16 protein-coding genes and 1 pseudogene are annotated in these 16,043 nt (G+C 70.9%); 4 read left to right on the plus strand and 13 right to left on the minus strand.

All coding sequences use genetic code 11. The features are described from left to right. Nucleotides 1–166: 166 nt before the first annotated feature. From LPW41_RS02515 to LPW41_RS02535, 5 genes and pseudogenes are all read right to left on the minus strand, one after another. Nucleotides 167–652, minus strand: a pseudogene (locus LPW41_RS02515) (amino acid ABC transporter ATP-binding protein); the annotation flags it as partial. A gap of 409 nt (nt 653–1,061) precedes the next feature. After that, nucleotides 1,062–2,381 (minus strand): M20/M25/M40 family metallo-hydrolase, encoded by a 1,320-nt coding sequence (locus tag LPW41_RS02520; RefSeq protein ID WP_230704030.1) that lies wholly within the window; start codon nt 2,379–2,381, stop codon nt 1,062–1,064. Nucleotides 2,382–2,383: 2 nt separating this feature from the next. After that, the gene (locus tag LPW41_RS02525; protein ID WP_230704031.1) at nt 2,384–2,734 is read right to left on the minus strand and encodes a carboxymuconolactone decarboxylase family protein; all 351 of its coding nucleotides are present in this window, start codon (nt 2,732–2,734) and stop codon (nt 2,384–2,386) included. Between the two features lie 74 nt (nt 2,735–2,808). Further along, complete coding sequence (locus LPW41_RS02530) at nt 2,809–3,516, minus strand: SDR family NAD(P)-dependent oxidoreductase (RefSeq protein ID WP_230704032.1); 708 nt, start codon at nt 3,514–3,516, stop codon at nt 2,809–2,811. Nucleotides 3,517–3,613: 97 nt separating this feature from the next. Further along, the gene (locus tag LPW41_RS02535; protein ID WP_230704033.1) at nt 3,614–4,117 is read right to left on the minus strand and encodes a pyridoxamine 5'-phosphate oxidase family protein; all 504 of its coding nucleotides are present in this window, start codon (nt 4,115–4,117) and stop codon (nt 3,614–3,616) included. 144 nt (nt 4,118–4,261) lie between these two features. On the opposite strand from LPW41_RS02535, the gene LPW41_RS02540 reads away from it, so the two are divergent. The 3 genes from LPW41_RS02540 to LPW41_RS02550 all read left to right on the plus strand — a co-directional run bounded on the left by LPW41_RS02540 (nt 4,262) and on the right by LPW41_RS02550 (nt 7,689). Then, entirely contained in the window at nt 4,262–5,206 is a 945-nt protein-coding gene (locus LPW41_RS02540; protein WP_230704034.1) for an alpha/beta hydrolase, read from the plus strand. Nucleotides 5,207–5,372: 166 nt separating this feature from the next. Then, nucleotides 5,373–6,749: an amidohydrolase family protein gene (locus tag LPW41_RS02545; protein ID WP_154096880.1), complete on the plus strand. Its 1,377-nt coding sequence runs from the start codon at nt 5,373–5,375 to the stop codon at nt 6,747–6,749. Nucleotides 6,750–6,894: 145 nt separating this feature from the next. Further along, the gene (locus LPW41_RS02550) at nt 6,895–7,689 is read left to right on the plus strand and encodes an alpha/beta fold hydrolase (RefSeq protein ID WP_154096879.1); all 795 of its coding nucleotides are present in this window, start codon (nt 6,895–6,897) and stop codon (nt 7,687–7,689) included. A 31-nt stretch (nt 7,690–7,720) separates the two neighbouring features. Here the strand turns inward: LPW41_RS02550 and LPW41_RS02555 are convergent, their stop codons facing one another. Both LPW41_RS02555 and LPW41_RS02560 read right to left on the minus strand, forming a co-directional pair. After that, on the minus strand, nt 7,721–8,101 hold the full coding sequence (locus LPW41_RS02555) for a hypothetical protein (protein ID WP_154096878.1): 381 nt from the start codon (nt 8,099–8,101) through the stop codon (nt 7,721–7,723). Between the two features lie 67 nt (nt 8,102–8,168). Beyond that, entirely contained in the window at nt 8,169–8,714 is a 546-nt protein-coding gene (locus LPW41_RS02560) for a LysM domain-containing protein (protein WP_230704035.1), read from the minus strand. A gap of 177 nt (nt 8,715–8,891) precedes the next feature. Here LPW41_RS02560 and LPW41_RS02565 point away from each other — a divergent pair, with 177 nt between their 5' ends. After that, nucleotides 8,892–9,164, plus strand: a complete 273-nt coding sequence (locus LPW41_RS02565; protein ID WP_230704036.1) for a hypothetical protein — start codon at nt 8,892–8,894, stop codon at nt 9,162–9,164. Between the two features lie 29 nt (nt 9,165–9,193). Here LPW41_RS02565 and LPW41_RS02570 read toward each other — a convergent pair whose 3' ends face one another. The 6 genes from LPW41_RS02570 to LPW41_RS02595 all read right to left on the minus strand — a co-directional run bounded on the left by LPW41_RS02570 (nt 9,194) and on the right by LPW41_RS02595 (nt 16,023). After that, on the minus strand, nt 9,194–10,429 hold the full coding sequence (locus LPW41_RS02570) for an MFS transporter (RefSeq protein ID WP_230704037.1): 1,236 nt from the start codon (nt 10,427–10,429) through the stop codon (nt 9,194–9,196). 136 nt (nt 10,430–10,565) lie between these two features. Next, nucleotides 10,566–11,345, minus strand: coding sequence for a creatininase family protein (locus LPW41_RS02575; protein WP_154096874.1), 780 nt, complete (start codon nt 11,343–11,345; stop codon nt 10,566–10,568). Continuing rightward, nucleotides 11,342–12,673, minus strand: a complete 1,332-nt coding sequence (locus tag LPW41_RS02580) for an FAD-binding oxidoreductase (protein WP_144830399.1) — start codon at nt 12,671–12,673, stop codon at nt 11,342–11,344. Before LPW41_RS02580 ends, LPW41_RS02575 begins: the two co-directional genes overlap by 4 nt. 388 nt (nt 12,674–13,061) lie before the next feature. Beyond that, nucleotides 13,062–14,240 (minus strand): ABC transporter substrate-binding protein, encoded by a 1,179-nt coding sequence (locus LPW41_RS02585; protein WP_154096872.1) that lies wholly within the window; start codon nt 14,238–14,240, stop codon nt 13,062–13,064. A gap of 116 nt (nt 14,241–14,356) precedes the next feature. Further along, complete coding sequence (locus tag LPW41_RS02590; RefSeq protein WP_230704038.1) at nt 14,357–15,250, minus strand: ABC transporter permease; 894 nt, start codon at nt 15,248–15,250, stop codon at nt 14,357–14,359. Beyond that, nucleotides 15,247–16,023 (minus strand): ABC transporter ATP-binding protein, encoded by a 777-nt coding sequence (locus tag LPW41_RS02595; RefSeq protein ID WP_230704039.1) that lies wholly within the window; start codon nt 16,021–16,023, stop codon nt 15,247–15,249. Before LPW41_RS02595 ends, LPW41_RS02590 begins: the two co-directional genes overlap by 4 nt. Between the last annotated feature and the right edge of the window lie 20 nt (nt 16,024–16,043).

The raw sequence follows: 16,043 nt of genomic DNA on the forward strand, positions 1-16,043 counted from the left end.
TGTGGATGCCGCGGCATCGGTGTCGCGTCGAGGGGCCGGGTGGTGAGGTGGGGCGATGTGAGTTCGGGTTGCGAGGTGGCTGAGCCTGTCGAAGCCGCCGGGGTGCGGTGGGTTCGGGTTGCGAGGTGGCTGAGCCTGTCGAAGCCACCGGAACACGGCGGACGCGTCAGCCGAGCACCTTCGCGACGAAGTCGCGGGTCCGCGCATGCCGCGGTCGGGTGAGCACCTCGTCGGGCGTCCCCTGCTCGACGATGCGTCCCTCGTCGAGGAAGACCACGCGGTCGGCGACCTCGCGGGCGAAGCCGATCTCGTGCGTGACGATCACGAGCGTGGTGCCGAGCTTCGCGAGGTCGCGGATGACGTCGAGCACCTCGCCCACGAGCTCGGGGTCGAGGGCGCTCGTCGGCTCGTCGAACAGCAGCACCTTGGGCTGCAGGGCGAGGGCCCGGGCGATCGCGACGCGCTGCTGCTGACCGCCCGACAGCTGCCGGGGGTAGGCATCGGCCTTCTCGGCCAGGCCCACCCGGTCGAGCAGGGCGAGGGCGAGCTCGCGCGCCTCGCTCTTGCCCAGGCGCTTGAGAGCGAGCGGCGCCTCGGTGATGTTCTCGAGCGCCGTGAGGTGCGGAAAGAGGTGGAAGTTCTGGAACACGATTCGACAGGCTCAGCCACCTCCCTACCCAGGTCCCTGAGCCTGTCGAAGGGACCGGAACCCGCGCGGACCGGTGGTGGCTTCGACAGGCTCAGCCACCTCCGAACCCAGGTCCCTGAGCCTGTCGAAGGGACCGCGACCCGCGTGGACCGGTGGCTTCGACAGGCTCAGCCCCCTCCCTACCCAGGTCCCTGAGCCTGTCGAAGGGACCGGAACCCGCGCGGACCGGTGGTGGCTTCGACAGGCTCAGCCACCTCCCCGACCGCGACCCGCGTGGACCGGTGGCTTCGACAGGCTCAGCCCCCTCCCCGACCGCGACCCGCGCGGACCGGTGGCTTCGACAGGCTCAGCCACCTCCCCGACCGCGACCCGCGCGGACTGCTGGCTTCGACAGGCTCAGCCACCCCCGCCCTCAGGCGTCGCGCAGGATCCGCGCCGTCACCCGCGTCCCGAAGAACAGGGCCTCCACCGGCACGCATTCGTCGGCCGTGTGGAACTGCCCGAACACGTCGAAGTCGGCGGGCACGCGCAGCGGCACGAAGCCGTAGCCCCGGATGCCGAGACGACTGAGGTGCTTGTTGTCGGTGCTCGCGGGCAGCAGGTACGGCACGACGGTGCCGTCGGGGTCTTCGGCGGTCACGGCGTGCTGCAGCACGTCCATCAGCCGCCCCTCGGCCGGAGCCTCGATCGCCGGGATGTACCGCGACCACGCGATCTCGATGTCGTCACCGACGACGGCCGCGAGCTCGTCGCGCAGCGCGTCCGCCTGGCCGGGCACCACGCGCACGTCGAGCGTCGCGCTCGCCGAGGCGGGGATGACGTTGATCTTGCCGCCGGCCGTGAGCACGGTCGGCGAGACCGTGTTGCGCGCTCCCGCGTCGATGACGGATGCCGAGAACCCCAGGCGAGACAGATCGTCACCGTCGAGGGGCTCGCCGCTGGCGCGTCCGTAGACCTCGAGGAAGCGCTCGAGCGTCGCGGTCCGCACGACGGGGAAGCGATGTGCGCCGACCGCGGCCACGGCCCGTGCGAGGCGCACGACCGCGTTGTCGGCGGTGGGTCGGGATCCGTGCGCCGCCGCTCCGCGGGCGGTCAGCGTGGCGACGGTCACGCCCTTCTCCGCGGTCGCGACGAGGTACGCACGACGGTCGTCGGGCAGGGGGATCGAGAAGCCGCCCACCTCGCTGATCGCCTCGGTCGCCCCGGCGAACAGCTCGGGGCGGTTCTCGACGAGCCACCGCGCGCCCCAGACGCCACCGGCTTCCTCGTCGGCGAAGAAGGCGAAGATCAGGTCGCGCCGCGGAACGATCCCGTCGCGGCGGAGCGCCCGGGCGATGGCCAGCAGCATGCCGGCGAAGTCCTTCATATCGACGGCCCCGCGACCGTAGAGCAGGCCGTCGTGGATCTCGGCGCCGAACGGCGGGTGCGTCCAATCGTCGGCGTCGACCGGGACGACGTCGAGGTGCGCGTGGGCGACGAGGGCGCCGGCATCCGGATCCGAACCGGCCAGCCGGGCGACCACGCTCGCGCGCCCCGGGCGGGGCTCGACCAGGACCGTCTCGTACCCGACCTCGTCGAGGCGCTGCTTCACGAAGAGCGCCGCGCGGGTCTCGCCGTCTCCGATGGTGGCGGCGTCTCCGGTGTTGACGCTGTCGATGCGGATCAGCGCACGGATGAACTCCAGCGCCTCGATCTCGAGGGGACCCGGCGCGGAGGGAGAGACGTCTGTCATGGTCAGTGCTCGTGCGGGCGGGCGTCCTCGCCGAGCTTGAAGGCGAGGCGACCGTGGGCGTAGCCGCCTCCGGCGCGGATGGCGGTGGCGACCCACGCGGCTTCGGCGAGTTCGGCCTCGGTCGCTCCGGCCGTGACGGCGTTCTGCGAGTGTCCGTCGATGCAGTACACGCACTGGGTGGTGATGCCGACGGCCAGGGCGATCAGCTCGCGGTACTTCAGCGGGATCGCGCGCCCTTCGGGGGCGAACACGGCCTGATCGAACGCGGCGAACGCGGCGAGGATGTCGGGGGTCTCGGTCTTGTACACCTTGGTGTACGTCTTGTCGGCGGTGCGGTCGAAGTACTCGGACATGCTCGCTACCGTAACCACGCGCACCGCGTGCGAGCGGGAGAGCGGTCACGCGGGGTCACAGACACGGGCTCCGCTCAATGCATGATCATGCCGCCCGTGACGTTGATCGCCTGCCCGGTGAGGTACCCGCCCGCGGGGGAGGCGAGGAAGTGGGTGACGCCCGCGACGTCTTCCGGCACGCCGAGGCGGCCGAGCGGCGACTTCGCGCTCCACGCCCGCACGTCGTCCTCGGAGCGGGTGTCGGCGCCCATGTCGGTGAGCACGTAGCCGGGGCAGACGGCGTTGACGCGCACGCCGTGGCATCCCCATTCCTGCGCGCCGGCGCGGGTGAGGGCGACGACCGCGGCCTTCGACGCGGCGTAGTGCCCCTCTCCGCCGCCGCCCTGCTTGGCGGCCATGCTGGCGATGTTCACGATCGTGCCGCCGCGCGCTTCGAGCATGAGCGGGGCGACCGCCTGCATCGTCACGAGGGTCGCGCGGGCGTTGATGTCGAGCACGAGATCCCAGTCGTCGACGGTGATGTCGAGCAACGACACGTGCTGGAACACCCCCGCGCAGTTCACGAGCACGTCGACCCCGCCGAGCGCGGTGATCGCCTCTCCGACCGCGCGGCGCGTGTCGAGGGGGTCACGCAGGTCGACGGAGAAGTAGGCGGATGCCGCGCCGTCGGTCGGGGCGCGACGATCGAGCACCGCGACTCGGGCTCCATCGGCCGCGAATCGGGCGACGATGGCGGCGCCGATGCCTCCGGAGCCTCCCGTGACGATGACGCGCTGCGACATGACGCTCCTCCCGCGGGCGTCGGGTCGCCCTGGCGGTCACCGTACGCCCGGCGGCGAACGCGGCGGCGACGGCGCTGTTTCGCGGGCGTAACGCTCGTCAGGTCCGATCCAGCAGCCGCCACACCGCCGCGGCGTCCACCTCGAGGCGCGCGTCGGTGCCGCGGGTGCGCCACGCGTCGCGATCGAAGACGTAGGCGCGCTCGACCTCCAAGACGTACAGGCGTTTGCGCGCAGTCCTGACGATCGCCGCGACCTCGTCGTCGAGTGCGGCGGCGGTCACGGCGTCGCGAGCCAGACGCGCGGCCAGCACCTCGCGCACGGCCGCCGGGTCGGCATCCGCCTGCCTCGCCCGGAACGACAACTGCACCCCGTCGGCGTCGGCGAGCCCCGCGGAGGAGTCGTACACGACCCCGGATGCCGCGCCCGAGGCCGCGATCGCCCGCGCATGCCGCGACGCGAGGTCGGACTCGACGTACAGTCCGCCCGGCAGCAGGCGGTACTGGGCGGCGGCGGTCCAGGGCCCGACGGCATCGGCCGTGCCGATCACGACGAACCGCTGCGCGGCGAGGATCGCGGCGGCGCGCTCTTCGGGGGAGGTCATGCGCTCATGCTGGAGGCGCGGGGCGACATGGATGTTTCGGCGGGGTGAAGCTTCGTCGCGAGAGCCGATCCCTCGGCATCCGGCGTCTTACGCTCGGGGCAGCGCCGCCTGCGGCGCCCGTGAGCCCCGACCCGCAGGAGACCCGTGAGCGTCCACCCCGCCATCACCGACGCCGCCGTGCGCGCCCACCTCGAACGCCTGGCGGCTCAGGCGGGCACGATCCCATCGGGGGCGACGGATGCCGACGGCGATGACGCCGCGCGGATCGCCGAGCTGCGTGCGAACCCGTCGTGGGTGCGTTCACCCGACGACGCGACGCTCGAGTCGATCGACCTCGACGCCGACGGTCTCGCCCTGCGCCTCTACAGCCCGCGCGCCGGCCACCGCGGAACGCTCGTCTTCGCCCACGGCGGAGGATGGGTCGCCGGCGACCTCGACAACAACGACGCCCTGTGCCGCGCCCTCGCTCTCGCGACCGGAACTCAGGTGCTGAGCGTCGACTACCGCCTCGCGCCCGAGCATCCCTTCCCGGCCGGGCTCGACGACCTCGACCGCGCGCTGCGCTTCGCCGCGACGGGGGCCGACGGACTCATCGACCCCGCCCGACTCGGCGTCGCCGGACACAGCGCGGGCGGCAACCTCGCGGCGGCGCTCGCCCTGCGCTCGCGCGATGGCCGAGCTCCCGGCATCCGCGTGCAGGTGCTGCTGTGCCCCGTGCTCGACGCCCCGAATCCCGAGCGCCCGAGCTATCGCGCGCACACCGAGAACCTGCCCCTCACCGCGCGCGGGATGCAGTGGTACTGGGGGCTGTACGTTCCGGATGCCACGCGCCGGGTGCCCGTCGACGCAGCGCCCCTGCGGGCCGCGGTGCTCGGCGGTTCGGCGCCGGCCGTGATCGTCGCGGCCGCCGTCGACCCCTTGTCGGACGAGGCCGAGGAGTACGCCGACCGGCTCGCGGCCTCGGGAGTACCGGTCGAGTTCGTGCGGCGCGAGGGGGCGCCGCATCTGTTCCTGGTGTTCCCCTCGACTCCCGCGCGCGACGAGGTGCTCGCGCAGGTCGCCCCGGCTGTGCGGGCGGCGTTCGCGTGAGGGCCTGACCTCGTCCCACTTTCGGCGGGGTCATGTCCCACTTTGTGCGGTCTGGGGCCCGTTCGGCCAGCCATTTTCGGGACATGGGTGTGCTCCGGCCGCCCCGCAAACAACCCGCCCCACGCCCGGAACACCGCGGAAACACGCCATTGTTACCGTCATCAACATGTCGCTCCTGGTCACCAACGCACGTCTCATCACGGTCCCCGCGGGCACCGACGACCCCGGCTACATCGAGCGCGGCTACATGCTCGTCGAGGACGGACGCATCATCGCGATCGGCGCCGGAGACCCCGCGCCGGGCACGACGGCCGACGAGATCCTCGACGTCGACGGCAAGTTCGTCGCCCCGGGCTTCGTCTCGTCGCACAGCCACCTCTTCACGAGCGGCTCGCGCGGGCTCGGCGTCGACCAGACGCTCTACGGCTGGTGCACGTCGATGTTCAGCGTGCTCAACAACGCCTCGCCCGACCAGATCTACTGGGCCACGCTGCACGGCTCGCTCGACTTCCTCGCCAACGGCGTGACCACGGCGTACAACTTCACCGACCCGCTCCTGCCGTGGGAGCCGATGGTCGAGGGCAAGCGCGCCGACGGTGGCGGGCAGCTCCGCGATCACGCCTGGCACACCCGGCAGGCCGACGGATGCCACGACGCGGGGCTCCGCTTCGTCGACTCGATCGCTCTCGATGCCACCGTCGGCACCGACGAAGAGATCTTCGCGCGGTTCGAGGCCTCGCTCGATCACGTGCTCGCGATGGATCCCGACATCGCCCTCGGCGCCTCGATCATGGGCCAGGTGCAGTGGTCGACGCGTCCCGACGCCGCCGAGATCGAGGTCGCCGTCATGGACCGCTTCGGCGTGACCAACCAGGCGCACTTCCTCGAGACCTACGAGGCGATCGAGCACCAGCAGACGAAGTTCCAGCTGTACAAGAACGCCGGAGCGCTGCGTCCGGGCATGATGTTCGGCCACTTCATCCAGACCACGCCCGAGATCATCGCGGATGCCGCCGCGGGAGGCGCATCCATGTCGTGGCAGCCCGCGTCGAACGGGCGCCTGGCGTCCGGCATCGCCCATGTGCCCGAGATGCTCGAGCAGGGCATGAAGGTCGGCATGGGCCTCGACGACCAGGCCTGCACCGACGTCGCCGACCCGTGGCAGAACATGCGCATGGGCATGTTCATGCAGCGCGCCCGCACCCACGACCCGCTGTCGATGATGCCCGAGCGCGTGCTGCGCCTGCACACTCTCGGCGGGGCCGAGATCATGGGCGTCGACGACCGCGTCGGCAGCCTCGAGGTGGGCAAGTTCGCCGACTTCGTGGTCGTCGACCCGCGCACTCCCGATATCGGACCGCTGTGGAACCCCGTGCGCAGCTACGTGCTCGCCTGCGGCCTGCGCAACCTGCAGCAGGTCTACGTCGGCGGAAAGCTCGTCAACGACCGGGGCGTCTCGACCAACCCGCTCGCGGTCGAGGCCTCGCGCGTGCTGCACGAGGAGCTGCCCGCGCTGGCCGAGGAGTTCGGCGTCATCCTCTGACCCCGCGCCTTTCCTGCTGAGTGTCCACGACACGCCGCGTCCCGCGCGCCGGTCGTCCGGGTTTCCTGGACGCTCAGAGGCCTGCGAGCACCCGCGACCCGCGCCCGCCCTCGCGCGCGAGGCCGCGCCGTGACAGCGTGGGAGCATGCGCAGACGCATCGCGGGGCTCGACGTCCACACCTCCGTCGACGACGTCGCGGGGCTCGATGTGCTGTTGTGGCACCACGGGTCGCCGCAGACCGGCGCGATCCTGCCGCCGGTGCAGCGGGCGGCTGACGCGCACGGGCTCGCCGTCGTCTCCGTCGCCCGGCCCGCCTACGCCGGGTCGCCGCGTCAGCCGGGCCGCACCGTCGCCGACGTCGCCGCGGGGCTCGTTCCGGTGCTCGAGGCCCTCGGTGTGGCATCCGTCGTCTCGGTCGGCGCGTCGGGCGGAGGCCCGCACGCCCTCGCGTGCGCGGCGGCGATGCCGGAGCTCGTCGGCCAAGTCGTGACCTTCGCGAGCCCCGCGCCGTTCACCGACGACGAGGCGTGGTTCGCCGGCATGCAGGCGCCGGGCGGGCTGCGGTCGGCCGTCGAGGGCGAAGGCTCCCGCCGCCGTTTCGCCGAGACCGACGAGTTCGATTCCGAGCAGTTCGTGGATGCCGACTTCGCGGCCCTCCAGGGCGAATGGGCGTCTCTGGGAGTCGACGCCGGCGCGGCCGAGGCCGACGGGCCCGAGGGTCTCATCGACGACGACCTCGCCTTCACCCGACCCTGGGGTGTCGCGCTCGCGGAGGTCTCGGCATCCGTGCTGCTCGTCCAGGGCGAGCGCGACCGCGTCATCCCTCCCGCTCACGCCCGGATGCTTGAGGCTTCCCTCCCGCACGCGACGCTCGACCTCCATCCCGACGACGGCCATGTCTCGGTGCTCCGTCATCTGGAAGCCGCGTTGGCTCGTTGAGTGTCCAGAACGCGCCGAGTGCAGAACGGCGTCAGGGGTTCAGGCGGCTCACCTGGTCGACGATCGTCAGGCGTGACGAGAGCGTGTCGGCCGCGGCGCCCATCGTCGCCGACGCCGCACCGAACACGAGCAGGGCGATGACGATGAACGTGGGCAGCTGACGCCTGCGACGGGTCAGGGCGGTCACGGCGAGCGTGACGACCACGGTCAGGATCGCGATCGTCTGCCCGGCGACCGTGGCGAACGCCATGCGCATGGCGCTCTCGTGCGTGAGGGGACCCCAGCTGTTGAAGATGATGTTCAGCGCCATCGGGATCAAGATCACCCCGACGATCAACACCAGGCCACGGCTGACACGCGACCGCGAAACCTGCGGCGCATCCAGCGGCTGAGCGACGGTCTCGGCATCCATCGCCTCACGCTATCGGCGCGCTGTGCGGCCGCACCACGTTTCGTCGCGAATCGGCCCGTCGATCCCGCTAGCGCTGCGGCGGAAGGGTGAACTCCGGCGGGAAGACGTTGTCGGAGACCACGCCGTTCTGGTCGCCGACGCTGAAGATGGTGTGCGCGTCGAGGTTCAGGGTGTCGCCCGCGTACAGCCCGTTGTTGTCGCGGCGGGCGTGGTTCACGATCAACAGCCAGTCTTCGGCCACGCAGAACCGCGCCGCGATGGTCGAGAACACATCGCCGGGAGCCACTCGGTACGCTACCGGAACACCCTCGGCGTTCAGCACCGCTTCTCCCGAGGCGGTGTCGAGCAGGCCGCGGTCGACCGGGATCTCGAGCGTCTTCCCGCCCAACTGCTCCGGATCCGCCGGATCGGCCACGGCGTGCACCGGAGCCACTGCGTCGCATGGCCTTGCATCGACGAGCGGCGCGGGCGTCGACGGCGTCTCGGGGGTCGCGCGGGCACTGGCTGACGGGCGGACCGCATCGATCAGCGGCCCGGGCGGCGGCGTGCACGCCGTCAGGATCACCGCCAGCACGCCGATGCCGATCGTCGTCGCCGTGCGCTGCGCCCCCATGCGTCGAAGTGTACGGGCGCGGTTATCGTGCTCGCCTCTCCCAGAGTTGAGACGGCGCCTGAGCGGGTTTCGGTGCCATGGGGTGCGTGGGCGGCCTTCCGCACCTCCGCGGGTGAAATGGTCGCTGTCTCATCCTGGCTACGGGTACCGTCCTCACCGACGAGTGCGGAGGAAGCCATGAAGGATCGAATTCTGTCCGTCACGCTCTTTCTGATGTCGCTCGGTCTGAGCGCACTCGTCTGCGTGACCGTGCCGTTCATCGTGTTCTCCGCGCTCGGTGCGGACGTCCCGGACTTCAGGCCCGCCGTCGTCGTGGTTCTTCTCGCGCTGGCGGTTGCCGGCCACATCTTCGTCGCCGTCCGGCTTGCCCGATCGAGAACCGCGGAGGTCGATCTGCAGCCGGGGTCGGGCGATCACGCCTGGCCGCACACCGAGACTGCATCTCGCTGACATCCCGGTTGCAGCCTGCAACGGACTTGTCAGCGAGATGCAGTCTCGCGCGACTTGGAACGCGCGACCCGCAGCAGCGCCTCGCCCACCGCGGCGATCGCCGCCGCGCTCGCCAGCGACACCGCGATCGTGACGAGAGCGGCGGCGGGTCCCGTCGAATCGAGGGCCGCCCCGGCGATCACGCCGCCGATCGGCACGCCGAGCGACATCGCCGCGGTCGGATAGGCGAGGGTCTCGGTCACCCGGCCCTCGGGGGCGCGGGCGGATGCCACGAGGATGCCCGACACCATCACCGGCGACACCGCGAGCCCGAGCAGCAGGATCACCCCGAACAGCACCGGAGCAGAGCCCTGCGCGAACGGCAGGGCGAGGGCGACGGCGAAGGCCAGCGCCGCGAAGAGGATGTACCGCGCGGCGGGGGAGAGCTTCCACGTGCGGGCTCCGGTCACGACGGACCCGATCGCGATCGCCACGGCCAGGGCACTGAACGCCGGGCCCGCGAGCCACGGCCGTTCGCTCAGCTCGGCCCACCCGACGAGGCTGACGTCGAAGGCCCCGAAGACTCCGCCCAAGGCGATGCAGGCCACAGCGATCGGAATGACCCCGGCGGGAGGCAGCACGATGCCGCGCCGCGGGGCGTGCGGCGCCGGAGCTGGCTGCGTGCCGCGCTGCGCGGCGAGCCACACGCCTCCGATGAGCCCGAGCCCGAGCGAGCCGAGAACCGCCACCGCGGGGTCGACGGCGGCGGCAACGGCGGTGATCGCGGGCGGCCCCGAGATGAACACCATCTGGTCGGCGATCGTCTCGAGGGCTAGCGCGGGTGTCCGCTGCGCCGGCGGGGCGAGCACGGTCCACCGTGCGCGGACGGCCGAGGTGAGGTCGGGGGTCGCCGCCCCCGTGACGAATGCGGCCACGAGCCACGTCCAGAACGGCGCATCGGTGAGCACGAGGACGAGCAGGGCGGATGCCGCGAGCACGAGGCATCCGAGTGACACCATGATCACGCGGGCCTGGCCGTGGCGGTCCATGCGCGACGACCACAGGGGTGCCGCGATCGCCATGCCTCCGACGAGGGGTGCGACGACGAGCCCGGCCGAGGCGAAGCTGCCGGTCGCGGCCGACACCAGCAGGATGATGCCGAGCGACAGCGTCGCGCGGGGGAAGCGCGCGAGGATCCCGGCGGCGACGAAGCTGCGGGCCCCGGGCAGGCGCAGCACCTGGCCGTAGGCGTGGACGCCCTGGCCGGTCTCGGCGGCGACGCTCATGCGCGCACCGCCGAGACCGCGGCATCCGGAATCGGATCCGACCCGGGCGCTGCACAACTCCTGCAGAACGGGCCTGCCGGGCCGAATACTTCAGGGAACCGCCGCATATGCAGGAGTCGTGCCCGCCCCGAGCGACTCACGCGGTGTAGTCGAATCGGCTGATCTCCTCGAGCGCTTCGACGACGAACGACACGCTGTCTTCGAACAGCTGCGCTCCGTGGGCGGCGTTCGCGCCGGTCGGGTCGCCGAGCACCCCCGTAGGACCGAAGTCGTTCGAGAGCCACCCGAAGGTCACGGGCTTGCCGTTGAAGCCGATGTGGCGGAAGTCGCCGATGTGCGCGGGCACGGTGGCCTCGAAGGTCGACGGATCGACGAGTTCGGGACGCAGGTGCATGATCATGCTCGTCTCGCCGTGACCGGCGTGGATGCCCGTGCCGTGCTCGTCGGGTCCGCCGTCGGTGCCGTCGAACGAGGGCACGCGGGCCGCGGGCATGAAGAACGTGCGCAGGCCGAAGCGGCGACGCAGCTCGCGGTTGGCGACGTTGAGCAGGGCGACGTTGCCGCCGTGGCCGTTGAGGAACACCAGCGTGCGGGCGCGGGTGGTCAGCAGCGACCGGCCGATGTCGACGATCGTCTGCATCATCGTCTCGGGCGTCAGCCACAGGGTGCCCGGCGCCCAGGAGTGCTCGTCGGACTTCGTGATCGACAGCGTCGGCAGCTGCCACACGTCGAGGCCTTGCGCGGCGGCGCGCGCGACGGCGGCGGTGGCCGAGGCCTCGGCCACGATGGCATCCGTCGCCAGGGGCAGGTGCGGGCCGTGATGCTCGATCGCGCCGGTGGGCAGCACGATGATGGACTTATCGGTGAGGGCCTCGGCGGCCGCGGGGCCGCTCAGTTCGGCCAGCAGACGGGTCATGAGATGATCGCTCCCTTGCGCGCTCCGGTGTAGTCGGGGTTGAGCTTGCCGGGGTTCAGCAGGCCGTTCGGGTCGGTGAGGGCGGCGGTCTCGGCGGTCTGCTCGACGTTGAAGTCGACGTTCCACTGGTGCGGGTTGTGCACGCCGACACCGATCGCGTTGAGCTCGGCGATGCCGCGGTACACGTCTTCCTCGCTCACGTAGGGGGCCGCGAGCATGCCGATCGGGAAGGCCTTCGTCGACTCGATGTGGAGCTTGCCGCCCGCGAACACCGACTCGACGGCCTCGATGTCGTCGGCCAGCGGAGCGCCCGCGACCTCGAGGTGGAACACCTCGTGCGGCTGGCTCTTCTGGTACCACTCGATGGGGTGGTTGTAGCTGAGCATCGACAGGCGGATGCTCGCCTGCGGGCCCTCGCGCACCGCCTCGACGCGGCCTCCCGCACCCTCGATGATCGCGGTGACTTCGTCGATGAGCGAGGCGTCGATGATCGCACGCAGGCTCGAGCGCCCCTCGGGGATCGCCTCGTCGGCGGGAAGGGCCGCCGAGATCTCGACGCCGTCGCCCGAGACCAGGCGCGGGGTCGGGGTGAGGTTGCCGATCGTCTGCACGACCGAGAGGGTGCCGGCGAAGTCGGGGAAGCTCGCCCACAGCCCTCGCCACTCACGCAGGGGCTCGAGGCGGACGGTCGCGCGCACGATCACGCCCGCGGTGCCGTAGTTGTGCACGTACTTCTGGGCCTCGTCGCCCTCGACGTGGAGGATCTCGGCGCTGCCGTCGGCGTGCACGACGTCGAGGGCGGCGACGAAGCCGCGGTCGTTCGAGCCGTGCTCGATCGACCCGGTGCCGCCGGATCCGCCGGAGAGGAAGCCGCCGATCGTCGACTGCGCGGTCGAGGGGTACATCCACAGGGCCTGGCCGCTCGCCCACGCGGCCTGCTCGAGCATGACCATCGGGGTGCCGGCTTCGGCGGTGATGAAGCCGTCGCCGACCTCGACGATCGCCTTGGCGCGGGTGGTGTCGATCACGAGACCGCCCTGCATGGGGATCGCCTGGCCGTAGTTGCCGGTGCCCTTGCCGCGCACCGTGATCGGCACCCCGTGTCGCGCGGCGGCGGCGACGGCGGTGGCGATCTGCCCGGCATCCGCGGCGAAGACGACGAGGTCGGCCAGGCCCAGCGGAAGCTTCGCGGCGATGATCGGCGACATCGGCGAGCCGTCGACGCTGGCGCGTTCGCGCACGCGCGGTTCGGTGCTCACGGCCGCGGGGCCGAGCAGGTCGAGCAGTTCGTCCTCGAGGGAGAGGACGCGGGTGGCGGTGTCGCTCATGGGGGTGTCTCCGGGTGGAACGATGGGGCGGATGCCGAGGGGTTTGGGAGGTGGCTGAGCCTGTCGAAGCCACCGGGTGTGTTGCGGGGTTGCGGTCGGGAGGTGGCTGAGCCTGTCGAAGCCACCGGGTGTGTTGCGGGGTTGCGGTCGGGAGGTGGCTGAGCCTGTCGAAGCCACCGGGCGTGATGCGGGGTCGCGGTCGGCAGGTGGCTGAGCCTGTCGAAGCCACCGATCTCCGCTGGGCGCGGTCCCTTCGACAAGCTCAGGGACCTGGTTCGGCGTGATGCCGGGTTCGGGCCCTTCGACAAGCTCAGGGACCTGGGTTCTCAGGGACCTGGGTTCGGCGACCGGCGGCCCGGCCCGCACGAGGCGGACCGGGCCCGGCGGGTCAGAACGAGATCGAGGAGTCGATGAACTCGTTCGTGTACAGGTCGGCGGGGGTGTAGCCCGATGCCGGCGGGGTGCCGAGGTCGGTGTACACCTTGCTGGCCTTGGAGAAGAAGTCCGCGAAGCGGGCGTCGTCGAAGTTGCCGTAGGTGGAGTCGGGGCCGTCACCGACGAGGCCGAGGTCGACCTGCGTCTTGACCGAGTAGTCGGCCACGCCCTGGGTGTAGGTCCAGCCGGTCGCGTACTCGTCGACGAGCTTCAGGATGAGGTCGTTGGCGGCCTTCGGGTCCTTGTAGTAGTCCACGCCGGCCTTCTGCAGCACGGGCACGAGCTTGCTGAGGCAGGGCGACAGCTCGTCGAATTTGTCGGCCTTGACCGACATCGACGACTGGTACGTCTGCCATCCGGCGTCGTGGATCAGCGCGAAGTCGACGGGCTTGCCCCACGCCGACACCTCGTTCTGGTACACGTACGGCTCGGCCGAGGCGAAGCCCTGCTGCATGTCCTTGCCGCCGGCGGCGACGAAGTTCGACGGGGTGCCGTCGTACGAGCCGTCGAGGATCGCCGAGTCGGCCAGGCCCGCGCTCTTGAGGTACTCGATGTAGGCCGAGCCGTCGAAGTAGCGCCACACGCCGCCGGTCGCCGTCAGGGCGCCCTTGACGTCGTCGATCGTCTTGACGTTCGGGTAGGTCGCGGGGTCCCACATGACCATGGTCGGGCTGATGTCGAGCGGTGCGAACACGGCCTTGGTGGGCGTGGTGCCCGAGAGCTGGATCGCCTCGTCGGTGCTGACGTAGCCGAGGGTGATCTTGTCGTCCTGGTACATCTGGGCCGACACGGTCTGGAAGCCGATCGCGGGACCACCGGCGCGGATCTCGAGGTTGACGCCGGTGTATCCGCCGTCCGCCATGAGCGGGCCGGTGACGGCCTTGGTGTTGGCGTCGATCGTGTAGTTGTCCTTGATCATCTCGTAGAGGTGACCGTGCTCGGCTTCGGGGTTCCAGTCGGTCTGCACGACGATGGTCGAGGGGCAGTCGGCCGACAGGTCGACCGAGCCGATCGCCATGTCGGTGGCGGCGGGGGCGCTTTCCGCTGCGCTGCCGGCGCAGGAAGTCAGCGTGAGGGCGATCGCGACGGCGCCGGTGACGGCGGTGCCGCGAAGAAGGGTGGAGCGCTGCATGCTGGTTCGCTTTCTGTGACGGGTGGAGCTCTCGGGTGCGGGTGTTTTCGGGTACTCCGGATGCCGCCTCCCGCACTCTCGCGCGGGAGGGGCTGTGGCATCCGGGATCTGGGGGCCTAGAGGGTGCTGTCGTACCAGCGGCCGACGGCCACTTTCGACAGCCAGCCGAACAGGGCGAAGATGACGACGCCGAGGAGGCAGGCCGCGAGAATTGCGGCGAACAGCTCGGCGCTCTGCAGGCGCGACTGGTAGTTGGAGATGAGCGAGCCGATGCCCGGCTCGCCGCGGCGGAAGAAGTAGTCGCCGACGATCGCGCCGATGACCGACAGGCCCGCCGAGGTGCGCATGCCGACGAAGATCGAGGGCAGCGCTGCGGGGAGGGTGAGCTTGGTGAGTACCGTCCACTTGTTCGCCTTCTGCAGGCGGAACAGCTCGCGCTGCGACTTGTCGACCGACTGCAGGCCGAACAGGGTGTTCGACACCATCGGGAACAGCGCGATGAGCACGCAGACGATGACGCGGGCGAGGAACTCGTAGCCGAACCAGAAGCCGACCAACGGCACCAGGGCGAGGATCGGGATGCACTGGAGCATCACGGCGTAGGCGTAGGTCGAGCGCTCGACCCAGCGGGCGAGCGACATGGCGATGGCCCAGCCGATGCCGATGACCATCGCGATCGCGAGGCCGGTGAGGGCGACGCCGGTGGTGCGGAACAGCGCCACCCAGATGTCGGCACCCACCTGCGGGTCGAAGAAGCCCAGGGTGAACATCTCGTGCGGCATGGGCATGAGAAAGCCCTTGCCCGAGGCGGCCAGCGCGATCGAGATGCCGTACCAGGCGCCCAGCAGCACGACCAGCACGCCCAACGGCGGCAGGATCATGGCGACGCGCGCACCGAAGCCGCGGCGGCGGGTCGCCGTGGTGCGGGGTGCGGGCGGCTGGACGGGCGGAACGGATGCCGTGGGCTCCGACGTCTCGGTGACGACGGGTTCTGCAGACGTGGTGCTCATGAGTGTCCTTCCCGGAGGGCGTGGGAGACCTCGCCGACGAGCTTGGCGAATTCCGCGGTGTAGCGGATCTCGGGGTCGCGGGGCATGTCGAAGGGGACTTCGAAGGTGTCGACGAGGTGGCCGGGGCGACCCGACATCACGACGACCTTGGTGGAGAGGTAGATGGCCTCGGAGACCGAGTGGGTGATGAAGAGTCCGCCGAACTTCTGGGCGACGAAGATCTTGAGCAGCTCGTCGTTCAGACGCTCGCGGGTGATTTCGTCGAGGGCGCCGAACGGCTCGTCGAAGAGGAACAGTTCGGGGTCGAGCGTGAGCGAGCGCGCGAGCGAGGCGCGCATCTTCATGCCGCCCGACATCTGCTTGGGCAGGTGCTTCTCGAAACCCTTGAGGCCGACGAGCTCGATCGCCCACTTCGCCTTGGGGGTGCGCACGCGCTTGGGCTGCCAGTTGAGCTCGGCCAGCAGCTCGACGTTGGCCTGCACGTCGCGCCAGGGCAGAAGCGTGGCGTCCTGGAAGACGTAGCCGATGCGGTCGGTGGCGACGGAGGCGGTTCCTTCGCTCGCGGTCTCGAGACCCGAGGCGATGCGAAGCAGGGTCGACTTGCCGCAGCCCGAGGGGCCGACGACGCTGACGAATTCGCCGCGTTCGACGGTGAGGTCGACGCCGGAGAGGGCGGTGGTGCCGTTGGGGAACGTCATGGCGACGTTGCGGAAGTCCAGCAGAGGGGCGGTGGATGCCGCGACGTCTGCGGGAGCGGGGGAGGCCAAGGTCACGGGGGCGCTCGCTTTCCGTT

It is taken from the genome of Microbacterium sp. JC 701 (assembly GCF_021026215.1).
In the GTDB taxonomy this organism is placed as follows: Bacteria; Actinomycetota; Actinomycetes; order Actinomycetales; family Microbacteriaceae; genus Microbacterium; species Microbacterium algihabitans.

Coding starts and splice junctions, on each gene's coding strand:
- LPW41_RS02520 (WP_230704030.1), bottom strand. CDS start 2,381: ATGACAGACGTCTCTCCCTCCGCGCCGGGTCCCCTCGAGATCGAGGCG.
- LPW41_RS02525 (WP_230704031.1), bottom strand. CDS start 2,734: ATGTCCGAGTACTTCGACCGCACCGCCGACAAGACGTACACCAAGGTG.
- LPW41_RS02530 (WP_230704032.1), bottom strand. CDS start 3,516: ATGTCGCAGCGCGTCATCGTCACGGGAGGCTCCGGAGGCATCGGCGCC.
- LPW41_RS02535 (WP_230704033.1), bottom strand. CDS start 4,117: ATGACCTCCCCCGAAGAGCGCGCCGCCGCGATCCTCGCCGCGCAGCGG.
- LPW41_RS02545 (WP_154096880.1), top strand. CDS start 5,373: ATGTCGCTCCTGGTCACCAACGCACGTCTCATCACGGTCCCCGCGGGC.
- LPW41_RS02550 (WP_154096879.1), top strand. CDS start 6,895: ATGCGCAGACGCATCGCGGGGCTCGACGTCCACACCTCCGTCGACGAC.
- LPW41_RS02555 (WP_154096878.1), bottom strand. CDS start 8,101: ATGGATGCCGAGACCGTCGCTCAGCCGCTGGATGCGCCGCAGGTTTCG.
- LPW41_RS02560 (WP_230704035.1), bottom strand. CDS start 8,714: ATGGGGGCGCAGCGCACGGCGACGACGATCGGCATCGGCGTGCTGGCG.
- LPW41_RS02565 (WP_230704036.1), top strand. CDS start 8,892: ATGAAGGATCGAATTCTGTCCGTCACGCTCTTTCTGATGTCGCTCGGT.
- LPW41_RS02570 (WP_230704037.1), bottom strand. CDS start 10,429: ATGAGCGTCGCCGCCGAGACCGGCCAGGGCGTCCACGCCTACGGCCAG.
- LPW41_RS02575 (WP_154096874.1), bottom strand. CDS start 11,345: ATGACCCGTCTGCTGGCCGAACTGAGCGGCCCCGCGGCCGCCGAGGCC.
- LPW41_RS02580 (WP_144830399.1), bottom strand. CDS start 12,673: ATGAGCGACACCGCCACCCGCGTCCTCTCCCTCGAGGACGAACTGCTC.
- LPW41_RS02585 (WP_154096872.1), bottom strand. CDS start 14,240: ATGCAGCGCTCCACCCTTCTTCGCGGCACCGCCGTCACCGGCGCCGTC.
- LPW41_RS02590 (WP_230704038.1), bottom strand. CDS start 15,250: ATGAGCACCACGTCTGCAGAACCCGTCGTCACCGAGACGTCGGAGCCC.